General features: G+C 53.5%; 15 protein-coding genes. 7 read left to right on the top strand and 8 right to left on the bottom strand.

What is annotated here, in order from left to right; all coding sequences use genetic code 11:
* The 5 genes from ACEQ15_RS06935 to ACEQ15_RS06915 form a co-directional block, all read right to left on the bottom strand.
* Positions 1 to 285: tetrahydrofolate dehydrogenase/cyclohydrolase catalytic domain-containing protein (locus ACEQ15_RS06935; protein WP_370278403.1), on the bottom strand; the 285-nt coding region annotated here is incomplete at its 3' end.
* Positions 286 to 495: 210 nt separating this feature from the next.
* Positions 496 to 2,943, bottom strand: a complete 2,448-nt coding sequence (locus tag ACEQ15_RS06930) for an FAD-dependent oxidoreductase (RefSeq protein WP_370278402.1) — start codon at positions 2,941 to 2,943, stop codon at positions 496 to 498.
* 114 nt (positions 2,944 to 3,057) lie between these two features.
* Positions 3,058 to 3,912: a formyltetrahydrofolate deformylase gene (gene purU, locus ACEQ15_RS06925; protein ID WP_370278401.1), complete on the bottom strand. Its 855-nt coding sequence runs from the start codon at positions 3,910 to 3,912 to the stop codon at positions 3,058 to 3,060.
* Positions 3,913 to 4,034: 122 nt separating this feature from the next.
* On the bottom strand, positions 4,035 to 4,991 hold the full coding sequence (locus ACEQ15_RS06920; protein ID WP_370278400.1) for an electron transfer flavoprotein subunit alpha/FixB family protein: 957 nt from the start codon (positions 4,989 to 4,991) through the stop codon (positions 4,035 to 4,037).
* A complete protein-coding gene (locus ACEQ15_RS06915; RefSeq protein ID WP_370278399.1) occupies positions 4,991 to 5,740 on the bottom strand; it encodes an electron transfer flavoprotein subunit beta/FixA family protein in 750 nt (249 codons plus the stop codon). The genes ACEQ15_RS06920 and ACEQ15_RS06915 overlap by 1 nt, the downstream gene beginning before the upstream one ends.
* A 452-nt stretch (positions 5,741 to 6,192) precedes the next feature.
* On the opposite strand from ACEQ15_RS06915, the gene ACEQ15_RS06910 reads away from it, so the two are divergent.
* From ACEQ15_RS06910 to ACEQ15_RS06895, 4 genes are all read left to right on the top strand, one after another.
* On the top strand, positions 6,193 to 7,194 hold the full coding sequence (locus tag ACEQ15_RS06910) for an ABC transporter substrate-binding protein (RefSeq protein WP_370278398.1): 1,002 nt from the start codon (positions 6,193 to 6,195) through the stop codon (positions 7,192 to 7,194).
* Between the two features lie 84 nt (positions 7,195 to 7,278).
* A complete protein-coding gene (locus tag ACEQ15_RS06905; RefSeq protein WP_370278397.1) occupies positions 7,279 to 8,091 on the top strand; it encodes a taurine ABC transporter ATP-binding protein in 813 nt (270 codons plus the stop codon).
* Between the two features lie 3 nt (positions 8,092 to 8,094).
* Positions 8,095 to 8,952, top strand: a complete 858-nt coding sequence (locus tag ACEQ15_RS06900) for an ABC transporter permease (protein ID WP_370278396.1) — start codon at positions 8,095 to 8,097, stop codon at positions 8,950 to 8,952.
* 280 nt (positions 8,953 to 9,232) lie between these two features.
* Positions 9,233 to 9,706: an acyl-CoA thioesterase gene (locus ACEQ15_RS06895; RefSeq protein ID WP_370278395.1), complete on the top strand. Its 474-nt coding sequence runs from the start codon at positions 9,233 to 9,235 to the stop codon at positions 9,704 to 9,706.
* 13 nt (positions 9,707 to 9,719) lie between these two features.
* Here ACEQ15_RS06895 and ACEQ15_RS06890 read toward each other — a convergent pair whose 3' ends face one another.
* Both ACEQ15_RS06890 and ACEQ15_RS06885 read right to left on the bottom strand, forming a co-directional pair.
* Positions 9,720 to 10,628, bottom strand: a complete 909-nt coding sequence (locus ACEQ15_RS06890; protein WP_370278394.1) for a LysR substrate-binding domain-containing protein — start codon at positions 10,626 to 10,628, stop codon at positions 9,720 to 9,722.
* Between the two features lie 21 nt (positions 10,629 to 10,649).
* A complete protein-coding gene (locus ACEQ15_RS06885; protein WP_370278393.1) occupies positions 10,650 to 11,549 on the bottom strand; it encodes a LysR family transcriptional regulator in 900 nt (299 codons plus the stop codon).
* A 134-nt stretch (positions 11,550 to 11,683) separates the two neighbouring features.
* Between ACEQ15_RS06885 and ACEQ15_RS06880 the strand changes: the two genes are divergently transcribed.
* Both ACEQ15_RS06880 and ACEQ15_RS06875 read left to right on the top strand, forming a co-directional pair.
* Positions 11,684 to 14,116 (top strand): FAD-dependent oxidoreductase, encoded by a 2,433-nt coding sequence (locus tag ACEQ15_RS06880; RefSeq protein WP_370278391.1) that lies wholly within the window; start codon positions 11,684 to 11,686, stop codon positions 14,114 to 14,116.
* Between the two features lie 337 nt (positions 14,117 to 14,453).
* Positions 14,454 to 14,684 carry a DUF2798 domain-containing protein gene (locus ACEQ15_RS06875; protein ID WP_370278390.1) on the top strand — a complete coding sequence of 77 codons (231 nt, stop codon included), beginning with the start codon at positions 14,454 to 14,456 and terminating at the stop codon, positions 14,682 to 14,684.
* A 26-nt stretch (positions 14,685 to 14,710) separates the two neighbouring features.
* On the opposite strand, the gene ACEQ15_RS06870 is transcribed toward ACEQ15_RS06875, so the two are convergent.
* A complete protein-coding gene (locus ACEQ15_RS06870) occupies positions 14,711 to 15,616 on the bottom strand; it encodes a LysR family transcriptional regulator (protein ID WP_370278389.1) in 906 nt (301 codons plus the stop codon).
* Positions 15,617 to 15,726: 110 nt separating this feature from the next.
* On the opposite strand from ACEQ15_RS06870, the gene ACEQ15_RS06865 reads away from it, so the two are divergent.
* On the top strand, positions 15,727 to 16,566 hold the full coding sequence (locus ACEQ15_RS06865) for a pirin family protein (protein WP_370278388.1): 840 nt from the start codon (positions 15,727 to 15,729) through the stop codon (positions 16,564 to 16,566).
* Positions 16,567 to 16,570 lie beyond the last annotated feature (4 nt).

Here is a 16,570-nt window from a genome sequence, read left to right as displayed (position 1 = left end):
GATACCGTTTACGGATTCGTTGTTGTTCAGGCGGTTGATCTCCGCCAGCAGCTGTTCGGTTGTGGTATTGGAACCCAACTCGATTGCGATGGAGCCCATGCCCACACGCTTACAGGCGTTGATTTTCATCTGAACGTAGGTTGCCGACGCCGGATCATCCCCTACGAGGATGGTTGCCAGCGTCGGCTTTTTACCACCGCCAGCGATCAGCTGTTCTACGGAGTTACGCAGTTGCTCTTCGCGGCTTTTTGCCAGTGCTTTACCATCCAAAATCAGGGCGGTCATCGATCAAACCTCATGTAATCAATTTATCGTTCAAGAATAACGCCGTGAAAACTACCTGTTCTCATGGCTAATGTATAGGGCGAAGCAACTGTGCGCCCCGGTTATACAGGGCACCTCCAACATTCCGCGGCAACCAACCAGACACAGAACCTTGGTAACCAGGCCACACAGCGCTTCTAAAAAGTGGCTAACCTTTTACCGTTAGGCAGATCAGCACTTAATTTTCTCCATGGCCGGGTCGTAGATAGAACGCAGGGACGGTTTCACCGTGTAACGCTCACATTCGACCTCGATCTCAAAGTGGGCATTTTCAAGCCACTCTTTTACCACACCATCCGGGTTCTCCACATACCCCATTGCGACAGTGGCACCAACGGTGTGACCGAACATACCGGCGGTGGTGCGGCCCACGATCTTGCCGTCAGCGTAGATAGGTTCTTCGTGGTAACACAGTGGTTCCGGGTTTTCGAACACGAATGCAACGAAACGTTTGGTCAATGGGCCATTGGCCTTCTGTTCCAGCAGCGCTTCTTTACCGATGAAACCACCCTCTTTGTCAAAGTCGGACGCAAAGCCCAGACCCGCTTCCAGTACGGTGTCTTCGTCGGTGATGTCGTGGCCCCAGTGACGGTAGCACTTCTCCATACGCAAGGAGTTCATTGTGTGGTAGCCATATGGCTTGATACCAAACTCTTCACCCGCCTCGCAGATCGCTTCGTATACGCTTGGCGCGTACTCGGTTGGGATATACAGCTCCCAACCCAGCTCACCTACGTAGGTGATACGGGATGCACGTACGATAGCGTACTGCATATCGATTTCGCGCGATGTCGCAAATGGGAACGCTTCGTGTGACAGATCCGCCTGGGTTAGCTTGCTCAGGGTGTCGCGCGAGCGCGGACCCATCACGGTCACGACCGCGTAGGCAGAGGTCATGTCAGTGATGACCACCATATGACCCTCTTTATGACGATTCAGCCAGTCCAGATCACGGGTCTGACAAGCCACACCGGATACCACCATGAAACGGTCTTCCGCCAGACGGGTTACGGTCACGTCGGCTTCGATACCACCACGTTCGTTCAGCCACTGGGTGTAGACCATCTTGCCAGTTGGCACGGCCACGTTGTTGGAGCAGATGCGGTTCAGGAACTTCTCTGCATCCGGGCCTTCCACCTGGTACTTACAGAAAGAGCTCTGATCCATCACACCCACAGCGTTACGTACGGCTTCGTGCTCGGCTTTGTTGTTATCGAACCAGTTCTGACGACCGAAGGAGTATTCGTACTCCGGCGCCTGACCTTCGTTGGCAAACCAGTTAGCACGTTCCCATCCGCTCTCAGTACCGAACACCGCACCCTGGGCTTTCAGCTGCTCGTGCAAGACAGAGCGGCGCACACCACGGGAGGTTTTGAACTGCTTGAATGGGTAGTGAGTTTCGTACAGCAGACCCAGTGTTTCCGTAGTACGTTCCTGCAGATACGCCTGCGTGCCCTGGAATGGGCGGTTACGACGGATATCCACGTCCCACAGATCACGTGGCGCGTGGCCTTTGTGAATCCACTCGGCCAGCATCTTACCGGCACCGCCCGCAGACTGGATACCCACTGAGTTGAAGCCCGCAGCAACGAAGTAGTTGCGCAGTTCCGGCGCTTCACCCAGGTGGTAACGGTCGTCTGGGGTAAAGGATTCAGGGCCGTTGAAGAACACCTGCAGACCGGTTTCCATCAGCTTTGGAATACGGTGCATGGCAGCTTCCAGGTACGGCTCCAGGTGATCAAAGTCTTCCGGCAGCTCGTCGAAGTGGAAGTCTTCCGGGATACCGTTCATACCCCACGGCTTCGCATCCGGTTCGAACATGCCCACCAGCAGCTTGCCCGCGTCTTCTTTGTAGTAGCAGTAACCGTCCATATCACGCAGAGTCGGCAGACCGTGTTTCAGATCCGGCATGTTTTCGGTGACAACGTAGAAATGCTCTGCCGCGTGCAGCGGTACGTTTACACCCGCTTTCTTACCGAACTCACGTGCCCACATACCGGCACAGTTCACTACGTATTCAGCGTCGATATCGCCGTGCTCGGTGATGACACCGGCCGCTTTACCGTCGCGGATCTTCATATCCAGAACTTTGCAGTTCTCGATGATCTTAGCGCCGCCCATGCGTGCGCCTTTTGCCAGGGCCTGGGTAACATCTACAGGACTCGCCATACCGTCCATCGGCAGGTGGATCGCACCGATCACGTCATCTACGTTCAGCAGTGGCCACATCTCTTTGGCCTGTTCCGGACTGATCACGTCACACGGGAAACCTGCCACTTTAGCCATGGAGGCACCGCGCTTGATCTCAGCCAGACGCTCTTTGTTGGTGGCGATAGTCAGGGAACCGTTGCGGACAAAGCCTGTTGCCTGTCCTGTCTCTGCTTCCAGTTGCTCGTACAGGCTGGCACTGTAGTTCGCCAGCATGGACATGTTGTAGGTTGCACGCAGAGTTGGGACCAGACCCGCAGCATGCCAGGTGGTACCACACGTCAGTGTACGACGCTCCAGCAGCACCACGTCGGTGAAACCCAGTTTGGTCAGGTGGTAAGCGACACTACAGCCGATTACACCCCCGCCTACGATCACTACCTGTGCAGATGTTGGTATTTGCTTAGTCATTATTATTCTCCGCATTTCCGGGGCCCTGACTCCGGACGATTGCTTGTTGTTTCTGTCATATGGGGCCTGCAGCTAAGTCCGCACACCAATCACGCGGACTTAGGCGGCTTCTTATTAGTTGAAGACGACGGTCTTGTTGCCGTGTACCAGTACGCGATCTTCCAGATGCGCACGCAGACCACGGGCCAGTACGGTCTTCTCTACGTCTTTACCCAGGCGAACCAGGTCTTCTACTTTGTCGCTGTGGCTCACACGTACCACGTCCTGATCGATGATTGGGCCTTCATCCAGTTGCTCGGTCACGTAGTGACAAGTCGCACCGATCAGTTTCACACCGCGGCGGGATGCCTGGTGGTAAGGCTTCGCACCGATGAAAGACGGCAGGAAGCTGTGGTGGATGTTGATCACTTTGTGACGCAGTTTTTCGCACAGTGCCTGAGGCAGAATCTGCATGTAGCGCGCCAGCACTACACAGTCAGCTTTGTACTCTTCGACCAGTGCTTCCACCTGGGCAAAGCCCGGTGCTTTGTCATCTTTATCGATCGGCACGTGATGGAACGGGATGCCGTACCACTCAACCAGACCACGCATGTCTTCGTGGTTGGAGATTACGCAAGGGATATCACAGTCCAGGTCACCGCTCTTCCAGCGATCCAGCAGGTCAGACAGACAGTGGCTGCCTTTACTCGCCATGATCACTACACGCTTTTTCTCTGCCGTATCGATCAGTCGCAGATTGAGCTGGAGTTCATCTTTCAGTTCTTCAAATTGACGACGCAGTTCGTCAATGCCGCATGGCAAAGAGTCACCCTGGATCTCGAAACGGGAGAAGAACCAGCTGCTGTCTTCGTCGGAGTGGTGTGCGGCTTCAGAGATCCAACCCCCGTTACGGGTGATCACTTCTCCGGCACGGGTGACAATGCCCACCTGATCGGGGCAATCCAGGATCAATCGATAATTGCGACTCATGATATTCATCCTTCAGACCTGTCGCCGAATGTGGCGACCTGTGTCTTAATCTGCGAATTGTTTTTTTTATTACTGCCACCTGACGGGATCTCCATCAGGCGGCAACGGGTCTTCTTTCGGTATTAGCTCAGCTCTTTTTCCAGCTCTGGCAGAGCTTCAAAGAGGTCAGCAACCAGACCAAAGTCCGCCACGTTGAAAATTGGCGCTTCTTCATCGTTGTTGATGGCAACGATCACTTTGGAATCTTTCATACCGGCCAGGTGCTGGATTGCACCGGAGATACCGACGGCGATATACAGATCCGGCGCTACGATCTTGCCGGTCTGACCCACCTGCATGTCGTTGGATACGAAACCGGAGTCCACCGCAGCACGGGATGCACCCACCGCCGCACCAACCTTGTCTGCAACCGCTTCCAACAGAGGGAAGTTGTCGCCACTCTGCATACCACGACCACCGGAAATGATGATGCGTGCAGAAGTCAGTTCTGGACGTTCGGATACGCTCAGCTCTTCACCTACGAAGCTGGAAACACCCAGTGCCGCCGGAGCGTCCAGGTTGGTCGCTTCTGCAGCGCCACCGGTTTCAGCAACCGCTGCAAAGGCAGTGGTACGAACGGTGACAACCTTCAGAGCGTCATGGCTTTGTACTTTCGCCAGAGCGTTACCTGCATAGATAGGACGAATAAAGGTATCTGCAGAAACCACTTCTGTGATGTCAGATACCTGAGCAACGTCCATCAGTGCTGCAACGCGAGGCGCCAGGTTCTTACCGTTAGTAGTCGCAGGAGCCAGCAGGTAACCGTAGTCACCACCTTCCAGCAGGTTTACCACTAGGCTAGACACCTCTTCCGGCAGCTGATGTGCCAGATTGTCAGCATCTGCAACCAGTACGCGGTCAACGTCCGGCAGTGCGGCCGCCTGTTCTACAACAGCGTTGCTACCCTGGCCTGCAATCAGCAGTTCGATCGCACCTGCACCCTGCGCTTTCAGTTCAACGGCGGCCTGAAGTGTGTTCAGCGTTGCGCCTTTCAGTTGGCTGTTATCGTGTTCTGCAACAACCAGAATTGCGTTACCCATTACAGTACCCCCGCTTCGTTTTTCAGTTTTTCCACCAGCTCGCTTACGGAGCCGACTTTCACACCTGCAGCACGTTCTGGTGGTGTAGTCACTTCCAGTACGGTCTGACGTGGGCTGATATCGATGCCCAGATCTTCAGGGGTTTGAGTTTCCAAAGGCTTGCGCTTGGCTTTCATGATGTTCGGCAGAGAGGCGTAACGCGGCTCGTTCAAACGCAGGTCGGTGGTTACAACCGCTGGCATCTTAAGGCTTACTTTCTGCAGACCGCCGTCGATTTCGCGGGTAACCTGCAGGGAGTCGCCTTCGATCTCTACGTTGGATGCGAATGTACCCTGTGGCATGTTTGCCAGCGCAGCCAGCATCTGACCGGTCTGGTTGTTGTCGCCATCAATGGACTGTTTACCCAAAATCACCAGGCCAGGCTGTTCCTGATCAACCACTGCTTTTAGCAGCTTCGCGATCGCCAGAGGCTCAGGGGAGTCTTCAGTTTTGATCTGCAGTGCACGATCGGCACCCAGTGCCAGTGCAGTACGTAGCTGCTCCTGACAGGTATCCGGACCAATGCTGACAACCAGTACTTCGCTTGCGTGGCCTTTCTCCTTCAGACGGATAGCTTCTTCAATAGCGATTTCACAAAACGGGTTGATGGCCATTTTGATATTCGCCAGCTCAACAGCCGAATTGTCGGCTTTCACACGGACTTTGACGTTGGCATCAACAACCCGCTTTATGGCAACCAGTACTTTCATCACTACCTCGTGATTTTTGGATTACGATTTCATTAATCGTGAAATTATTCACACATTTTTCACGTATATGATTAAATTTATCCAAGCAGGTTGTCAATGAATTATTTCAATAAATTTTGTGGGATCGATTGATTGGTTGGTGAAAGGCATGCGCTTTCAGTAGACAGGTATAAATCGCGACCGATGCAAAGCCGCGCTTCAAGCCATGGGTTTACGCGGGGCTGAGCCAACCTCGGTAAGCAGCTATCGGTGACTCGCCCGTTGTTGGCCTTGCAGGCAAAAAAACTAACTTGTTAGAAAAACTAACATCTAAGAAGAAATACTCAATTGTCCCCTTCCACTTTCCTCTGCAGTATCGAAAACAGGGCACGCAGTAACTCTCTCCACAGTTCGTCTGAATCGGGCTGAGCAATCTAACAATAAGAATTCGCACCTGCGATGAAGAGGTAAGTATGAAAGTGACCGTTACAAACATGTTCAAAGCCGCTGTCTTAACGTCAGCCACCGTTGCCGCCTCAGCGGCAATGGCCGCAGACAAACCTGATACGGTGACAGTAGGCTACTTCCTGGAGTGGCCAACCGCGAACCAGATCGCACAGGTTGAGAAGACCTACGACAAAGAGCTGGGCGTAAACATGGAATGGCGTGCGTTTGATTCCGGCACCGCGATGTCTGCAGCAATGGCATCCGGCGACGTGGATATGGCGTACTCTCAGGGACTGGTGCCATTCACCGTGGCCGTGTCACAAGGCCTCCCTATCACCATGGTAGGCATTGCAGTTTCCTACGCTGAGAACGACAACTGTGTTGTTAGCAAAGCTTCCGGCATCTCCAAAGCCAACGCGAAAGAGCTTGAAGGTAAAAAGGTCGCAGTACCTTTCGGCACCGTAGCGCACTACAAGATGCTGAAAGTCATGAGCCACCTGAACGTCAACAGTGACAACATTCATCTGCTGGATATGGCTCCGGCTGATAGCGCTGCGGCTATTGCCCGTGGTGATGTGGCCATGGCTTGTGGCTGGGGTGGCGCACTGCGCCGCATGAAAGAGTACGGCGATGTGCTGATGACTGCGCGTGAACAGGAAAAGATCGGTATCCGCGTATTTGACGTGATCTCCGTAAACAACAAGTTCGCGAAGAAACACCCGGAGCTGGTAACCCAATTCCTGAAAGTGACCGACGATTCCAACCGTACCTTCCAGCAAAATCCATCCAAATACGAACCGGTTATTGCGAAAGCAGCCGGTCTGAGCCTGGACGATTCCAACCAGGTGCTCGCGCTGTTCGACTTCCCTCTGAAAGATGCACAGGTATCCAGCGAGTGGATGGGCGGCACCGTACAGCAGTACACCAAAGAGGTTGCAGACTTCTTTGTATTGCACAAGCAGATCCCAAAAGCGCTGCCTGATTACAGCGCTAGTATCGACAGCAGCTTCTACCAGAACGTGAAGTAAAACGCAGTCAACCTGACCTGTTGGGCCAATCGCTGCACACGTGCGGCCCAACATTATTCAATTTTCTGGTTTAAGGATTTAGCTATGTCAGATCTTGTCGTGAATGACGTATCCATGGTGTTCGAAACACCAAGTGGCGAACAGGTACATGCACTGAATGATGTGTCTTTCTCTCTGAAACAGGGTGACCTGTTATCAATCCTCGGCCCATCCGGCTGCGGTAAGAGTACGCTGCTGAATATCATTGCGGGCTTCCTCGCGCCAACCAAAGGTACGGTTGCGCTAGCTTCAACTGAATTGCATGGCCCGGGTTCCGATCGCGGCATGGTTTTCCAGCAAGGCGCTCTGTTTGAGTGGCTGACCGTGGCGGAGAACATCGCCTTCGGTCCGCAGATGAAAGGCACGCCGAAAGAGGAGATTGACGCTACAGTGAATCACCTGCTTGAAACCGTAGGCTTGCAGGATTTCGGCGATAAACCGATTTATGAGCTGTCGGGCGGTATGCAACAGCGTGTTGCCCTCGCCCGCTGTCTCGCAAACGACCCGGATGTCATCCTGATGGATGAGCCGTTGGGTGCACTGGACGCGCTGACCCGTGAAAAGATGCAAAGCCTGGTACTGAAGCTTTGGAAAGAGACCGGTAAGACCATCATCCTGATCACTCACAGTGTTGAGGAGGCACTCTTCCTGGGCGAAAAGCTGTTTGTAATGGCACCACGTCCCGGTCGCATCAAGAAACAATATTCCCTGCCTTTTGCAGATGCAGGCCTGACCCAAAACCCGCGTGAGATTAAAGCCTCGCCTGAATTCATCAAAACCCGAGAAGAGATCCTGACAATGATCTGGGAGATGGAGGAAGAAATTATGGGGCTCGCGGCAACCGGTACAGGAGGTTAAGCAATGACGTTAATAGAAAAATTGAAAATAAAACTGGGTATCGAAGCCGGTGGATTAACAAAACGTAAAACAGTTACGTTCGGCGACACAAGTGCGGTGGCCGATGGTCGTCTTTGGAGCATCCTGTCGGTGTTCGTACTGTCCGTCGTTTGGTATATGGGAAGCGCCCTTGAACTGGTCAACCCTATCTTCTGGCCCGCACCCGGTGCCGTTTGGGATCAGTTTGCAGCTATCTCGCAGGATGGTTACCGCAACTTCTCGTTGCTGGAACACGTATGGGCAAGCCTCTACCGTATTTTGGTAGGTTTCGCCGTAGGCTGTCTGATTGGCATACCGTTGGGTTTCGCAATGGGGCTGTCTCAGGTGATGCGCGGCTGGTTCGACCCGATCGTCGAGTTCTTCCGCCCTATTCCACCGTTGGCGTTTATTCCACTGGTGATTATCTGGTCCGGTATCGGTGAACGCTCCAAGATCCTGCTGCTGTTCTTTGCTGCACTTTGGATCATGGTCATTGCGGCACGTGCAGGTGTTGGCAGCGTAAAGCTTTCCAAAATCCACGCGGCATACTCGCTGGGCGCAACCAAGAAACAGGTTCTGTTTCATGTGATCCTGCCAAACTCCCTACCGGAGATCTTCACCGGTATGCGTGTAGCGATGGGTATCTGTTGGGGCACCGTAGTAGCCGCCGAGCTGGTAGCCGCTGAATCCGGCGTTGGCTTTATGATCATGGCCGCCAGTAAGTTTATGGCAACCGATATCGTTGTCCTCGGGGTCATAATCGTCGGCCTGATAGGTTACGCGATCGATATTCTGATGCGTAAGCTGGAAGCGAAACTGATTCCTTGGAAAGGTAAGGCGTAATGCGGGTTTAGGTACTCCCGTTTGGTTCCCACGCTCTGCGTGGGAGCCTGTTTTAGGTTCTTCCCGCTCTACACCCTCCGATCACTTTGTAGGGCAGCCTCTGCGTCATCTTTGGTGATCAGGCTGCCGGTAGCCTAAAGGCTACCCTACACAGATTGGCATGCCTTCTTCCCATGCCATTTGATTTAATCCGCCACCCAATCTGACGTTTCCCGCCACTGATCTTCCCCGACCTTAAACGTACGATGTAAGAAAACCCATCGTATTTCCAGGCCATCTCATGAACCTCATCTTCCGCATGTTCTATCTGCTTATCGCGTCCGTCTTTAAGCCAAGACTCTCCATCGAATACCCAAGCAACAGCCTCTCGATGCGCGTGTTACCCAACGACCTGGATATCAACCGCCATATGAATAACGGACGTTACCTGACGATCTGCGACCTTTCACGTGTCGATATGTTTATCCGCACCGGTCTGGCGAAAACGATGATGAAGAAAGGCTGGATGCCGGTGATCTCTGAACACACCATGACCTATAAAAAGCCGCTGGGCCTATTTCAGCGTTATGAGGTGAAGATGGAGATCGTTGATTGGGACGAGAAGTTCTTTCACATGACCCACAGCTTTGTGGTGGGTGGACGCACCGTCGCGGCAGGTACGTCCAAAGGCTGTGTGGTCAGTAAGCAAGGTGTGATTCCACCCCACGAGGTGATGGAAACGGTTAAAGCGCGTCTGGAGAAGGTAGCAAGCTGATACCTGAAATGCCCTATCCCGCATGCAACAGCGTCTTATCAGCCATGATCTGCCGGTAAAGCCAGTTGGAGAAGTAATTCACCTTCATATCCGACAGTGTCCGTGACGGACGTACAAGGTACCAGGCGCCGATCTCGGGTACTTTCATATCCACCGGCACCACCAGCCTGTTCCCAGCGATGTCGCCGCTGGCAAAGAATGACTGCACTATCGCCACGCCATGGCCGGCGATTGCCGCCTCTAGCGCCAGTTGGTGGTTGTCCCGTTCACTCACCACGTTAACGTGGCTTTCATCCAGACCCAAAGGCTTCAGCCACTCAGGCAGGTTATTGGGTGATTCTTTGATGCGCAGGAATGGTTTTTCCAGCAGCTCCATCACTGTCAGATCAGGATTATCAGCGATCAGATCCGGGCTGCACACCGGTATCAGCATCCCTTTAAACAGCTGCTGATACATCAACCCCGGCTCGGTGGTTTCGCTGTAGATGATGCCTATATCAGCGGCGTTCGACTCAAACTCCCAGTCATAGTAGGAGCTGTACAGGGCGATGTTGATATCGGGATACTGATCGCGGAAATCCCCCAGGCGCTGTACCAACCATCGGGAAGCGATCCCCATATACACCTGAACCGACAGGTCACCCTTATCCGGATCACCAAAGATACGGTAGGTGCTGCTTTCGATCATATTGAGCGCTTCGCGAATCTCAACCACATAAGCAGCCCCCACTTCGGTCAGCGCAATGGTACGTCCCAAGCGCTCAAACAGCGGCTGGCCGAGATCCTCTTCCAGGTTTTTGATCTGATGACTGACGGCAGAATGGGTCACATTCAGCTCTTTTGCGGCCTGCTGAAAGCTCAGCAAGCGTGCTGTAGCTTCAAACGCTCGTAGTGCATGCAGTGATGGAATATGCCGTTTCATCGTTCTTTACCCGTTCCTTGCTTAGCGCGGTTCGCTGTGTGCGCCACTTCCCAATATCCAGTCTTTAAAGATGCGTGAGGCATCCGACAGCTCTTTATCGTTCTGGTAACACAAATAATAGTTACCTTCGGTGTCGATGGTATCGACAAACGGGGCCACCAGCTGCTTGGCCAATACGCCCTCACCCATCAGTTCGTCATACATTAGACACACGCCAAAGCCGTTTGCCGCCATTGATACCGCAGTGGCATGGCTGTCCATGTATTGATGGGACTGCTCATCCGGGGCCGCCAGCCCCATCTTCTCCATCCAGGCATTCCAACCCTGTGGGGTACCAATGACATCCAGCAACACCATGCTTTCCAGATCCGCCGGTTGCCGCACCCGTTTGGCGTTGGCTACTGAACAATAGGGTCTCAGTTTGGGTTTAACCAGTGGATGGGCCACAAACCCCGGCCAATTACCTGCACCGTAGCGAATCTCCAACTCAGCGGTAGAGATATCAAAATCCGTCGCCCAGTTAGTACCCAACTGGCGAATGGTGATCTGCGGGTAAATGGTGTTAAAGCGCTGCATCCGCGGTGCAAGCCAAAGCACACCAAAAGCCGTATTCACATTAATTTCCACCACCGCCTGGTTCAGCGGCGTGAAGATTTGTGCAGCACCAATGTTCAACTGACGCATGCTGTCCTGCACTAAAGGCAGGAAGGAACGACCAGCATCTGTGAGTTGAATAGTCCGGTTCGCGCGCACAAACAGCTTCTGGTTCAAATGGTGCTCAAGCAACTGTATTTGCTGGCTTACAGCCGATTGGCTCATGTTCAGCTCTTGCGCTGATAACGTAAAACTCAAGCGTCGTCCGGCCGCCTCAAAGGTACGTAGCCAGTTGAGTTGTATGTTGTTGGTCAGCATTTCTTTCATTAGCTCACCTTATTCGAAAGCAAGAAATATATCGTTTGTCGGTGGTCGAATACATTCATAACATCGATAACCAAGTCCTTACAAGTGAACGACTGGGTTCACTCGACCTTTGGCTGAACGATGGGAATACATAAATGAAAAATAAGACTGACGTATTAATCATTGGCGGCGGCATTGCAGGTGTGAGTACGCTTTACCACCTGACTAAACTCGGCTGGAGCGACGTAATGCTCACCGAGAAGATTGAGCTGACCTCCGGTTCTACCTGGCACGCAGCGGGCAACCTGCCTCACTTCAGTAACAGCTACAACGTGATGAAGATGCAGCAGCACAGTATTGCACTGTACGGCCGTCTGCAGGAAGAAACCGGTCAGCCAGTTGACCACCACCCGACCGGTGCAGTGCGTCTGGCCCACACCCAGGATCGAATGGATGAGTTCGAACGTGTTGTAGCGATGTCTGATCTGGCGGGCCTGAACTTGGAGATGGTTTCCGTTGAGCGTCTGAAAGAACTCTACCCTTACCTGGATACCACCGGTCTGCTGGGTGGCATGTGGGATCCGGCTGACGGCCACATCGACCCAACCAGCGTGACCAACGCGATGGCGGCAGGCGCGCGAGCAGGTGGTGCGACTATCGTGCGCAGCAACCCGGTAACCGCTATTGAGCAGCAGGAAAGCGGCCGCTGGTTGGTGACCACTGAGAAAGGTGTGATCGACGCGGGCATCATCGTCAACGCAGCCGGTTTCCGCGCCAACGAAGTGGCGGCGATGGTTGGCCACAAGCTGCCAATGGCATCCATGGAGCACCAGTTCATTGTTACGGATAACATCCCGGAACTGGAAGAACGCGACAAGATGCTGCCGATGCTGCGTGACCCGGACGTGTCTTACTACCTGCGTCAGGAAGGTAAAGGTTTCATCCTGGGGCCGTACGAAAAAGGCGGTATCCCTTGGGCGGTAGACGGCGTGCCTGCGGCATTTGGTCAGGAGCTGCTGCAACCGGACCTGGACCGTATCGAAGACATCATGTGTACCGCTATGGAACAGGTAGAGCTGATCACCAAAGCCGGTATCAAGACTGTTGTTAACGGCCCGATCACCTACACCCCGGACGGTCACCCGCTGATCGGCCCGGTTCACGGCTTCAAGAACTACTTCGTCTGCACCGGCTTTAACTTCGGTATCGTACAGGGCGGTGGTGCCGGTCACTTCATGTCCCAGTGGATCGTGAACGGTCACCCGGAACTGGACATTTGGGAACTTGATCCTCGCCGCTTCGGTGACGACTACTCCGACAACATCTTCTGTGTTGAGAAAGCCACCGAGGTTTACGCTAACGAGTACCAGCTGGGCTTCCCGAACGAATACGCAATGCGTCCGGCGAAACGCGGCATCAAGCAGGCACCTATCTACGAACGTCAGCGTCAGAAGAACGCGGTGTTCGGTGCCTACTACGGTTGGGAACGTGCGAGCTGGTTTGCCCCTGAAGGTATGGAACCAGTCGAAGAGCACAGTTTCCGCCGCGGCAACTGGTTTGAGCCGGTTGCAGCAGAGTGTCTCAACGTACAGAAACATGTTGGTGTACTGGACCTGTCTCCATTTACCAAGTTTGAGATTTCCGGTGAAGGCGCCCACGCATGGCTGGAATCGATCTCCCCTAATCGCATTCCAGTTGAAGTGGGCGCCACCGCCCTCGCCCACCCACTCACCAATGACGGTGGTGTCGCTTGGGAATTCTCTATCACACGTCTGCAGGATGGTAGCTACTACATGATGGCGCCTGCGGTTGGTGAGCAACTGATCGAAGACTGGTTGGTACAGCGTCTGCCATCCGACAACAGTGTAAACCTGACCAACATCACCCGTGACTACGGCACATTGGTACTGGCTGGCCCGGATGCACGTAAAGTACTGTCCAAGATCACTGATGCAGACCTGAGCAACGAAGGTTTCCCTTGGTTCACCGGCCAAGAGATCACTGTAGCAGGTGCGCCGGTACGCGCCCTGCGTATGAACTTCGTGGGTGAACTGGGTTGGGAGCTGCATCACCCAATCGAGCATCAGCTGGCGATCTACGACGCGCTGATGGAAGCGGGTAAAGAGTACAACATCTCCGACTTCGGTCTGCGCGCCATGGATTCCATGCGTCTTGAGAAAGGTTACCCAATGTGGGGCCACGACCTGATCACTGAATACACCGCTCTGGAAGCGAACTTGGGCTGGTTCGTGAAGCTGGATAAAGGTGAATTCGAAGGTCGTGCTGCACTGGCTCTGCAGAAGGAGCAAGGTGTTAGCACCAAGCTAGTGTTGCTGGAGATCGACTCCACAGACGTTGACGCATCTGTAGGCATGGAGCCTGTCTATCAGGATGGAAAGGTTGTGGGCCAATGCGCGTCTGGTGGTTACGGCCACCGTGTGCAGAAGAGCCTGGCGCTGGCATACATCAACGTTGATGCAATCGATGCAGATCTGACGGTTAAAATCCTGGGTAACCACTACCCGGCGAAAGCGACCAAAGGCTGCGTCTACGATCCGAAGGGTGACCTGCTCAAATCGGATGCTTAATGAGCCTAATGTTCTGTCATAAGTAACTCTACGTTACCTTTGCCCGACCTCGTGTCGGGCTTTTTTTGGTTCTTCGTCAGATAGCGTGGAACCAACGGAGCAACTCGTTAGAAGGTTGGCCACCGAAGAGCGATGCCCAGCCCAATATATGTGCTCAACGTTACCCCTTCTGCTTCAACGACGTCTCTCGACACAACCAATCAAACTATCCCACTGATGGGATGGCCTATCTCAATTTAACCCTCTAGTTAGGCCTGGTTCAGATCAGTACGCTTGTTCTGCTTTTTAGGAAGCCTCCCTGATACCAAGCAACTTACTTACGCCAGGAGCCATCCACGTGTTGTTCAAGAAACGTCATACGCCAATCCTTATATCGTTCCTCATGTCCGCATTTATGGCATTTCTAATGTCAGGCATTCTGGTCGCTATCAACACCGGACTCGATTCGACGTTTTTCGGGCGCTGGATGACCGCCTTTGTGATCGCTTTTTCCGTCGCATTCCCAACCGTTTTGCTTGTAGCCCCTGTTGTCACCAAGCTTGTCGCGCGCCTTGTGAAGCCGGAGTGACAGGCCCTTTAAGGACAGCAGCAGATTTACGGCACTTCCCAAGGCGCCTGAGGCGTGGTCTGCTCGACGACATAGTCGATAAACGCCCGTACGTGCCTGGCCAATTGTTTGTGTGATGGATACACCACATAAATGCTTTGCTGGGCTGGCTCACATCCTTCGAGCACCTGAACAAGCTCCCCATCCTTAAACAGTGCCCGAATCAACGGATAAGGCACCAGCGCGATCCCCATCCCACTGATCAGTGCCTTGACCACCAGCTGCATATTGTCCACCGCATAGCGCCCTTTCACCGGGACGGTAACTTCCCCGTTTTTTGTTTGCAGCCTCCAGTGCTGATTGGCCAAACTTGTTCCCATGATGACGCAGTCGTGATGACTCAGTTCCTCTGGTGAATTGGGCTGCCCTGCTCGTTCGAGATACCCCGGGCTGGCACACAACACGCTCTGTTTCGGACCGATGCGGCGTGCAACAAGACTGGAATCCTCGAGTTCACCCGAGCGGAATGCGATATCGATCCGTTCATCAAGCAGGTCCACATAGCGGTCTGTCACCTCCAGCTCGATGTTTACCTCTGGGTAGATCCGCAAAAATTCATCCACCCAGGGCTGCAGGTAATTCACGGCGAAATCCATCGGCGATGTTATGCGCAACACACCCGTAGGCATCGATCGCGCCTGGCTGGCGATCATTGTTGCCTCTTCGATCCCAACAAGGCTCTGCTGGCAGCGTTCAAAATACTGTTGGCCGATATCCGTCAGGTACAACTTGCGGGTTGATCGCTGTAGAAGTCGGACACCCAACGCTTCTTCCAGCTTCTGAACCTTTCGGCTCACGGTGGTAGACGGCATGTTGAGCTGTTTGCTCGCACCGACAAAGCTGCCCGCCTCGACCACCTTCACAAACACATAGATTTCATTGAAATCGATCATGCACTGATTACCTGCATACACGGGATAGATAAAACCAACTATACCATCTAATCAAACAATCGAGCATTCCATATGATTAACCCATCACTCACATTTACAGGGGCAAAGATATGAGTCGCTCGATAGAAGAGATCAGAAACGGCCATCGACATGGCCCGGTTACCAGTTTTGTTAACCAACACAACGTTGAACAGCTCAACCCGTTTGTGCTGTGGGACCACTTCCATGCTGAAGGCTTAACAGGCACCACAGGATTCGGTTTTCACGGACACTCCGGTGTTGCCACCATTTCATACCCGGTCATTGGTGACATCGTTCACGAAGACACAGACGGCAACAAAGGCACGCTGAAGGCAGGTGGTGTGCAACTTATGGCAGCTGGCGCGGGTGTGCTGCACAAAGAGACCGTTTACCCGCACCAGGGCGCAACCGATGCCTTTCAGCTCTGGACCCTCCTCCCGAAGGATGAAGCAGAGATGGGGCCAGTAACCTATTCACTGGCGCAGCAGGAACACACACCGCTGGTCACCACTGAGGACAGCGAGACCAAGATTCTGGTTGGCAGTCATGATGGTACGTCCAGTCCTGCGAAGCACAGCGTCGCAATTACCTACCTTGATGTGCGAATCCGTCCCAACGGCCGATGGCACCACGGAGTAGCAAGCGGGCAAAGCAATGGATTCGTCTATGTTCGCGAAGGCGAGGTAACTGTCGCAGAGACACGCCTGGACGCGATGAAGCTCGGTGTTCTGGACCGATCAGACTCAGACCTGTCACTGACGGCAGGCGAGTCAGGTGCCGTCATCATGGTTGCACTAGGACAACCGCTCGATCAGCCAATCATCAGTTCAGGACCGTCCATACACTCAAATCCTGAACGGCTAAGAATCGGGACACACAACATTGCGCGCTTGAGCGGATCACTTCGTTCTCGCTCCACCACTCACTGACACC

The organism is Pontibacterium sp., assembly GCF_964228735.1.
Taxonomy (GTDB): Bacteria; Pseudomonadota; Gammaproteobacteria; order Pseudomonadales; family Balneatricaceae; genus Pontibacterium.
Note: the sequence above shows the minus strand (reverse complement) of the source record. Positions and strands in the feature narration are given on the sequence as shown.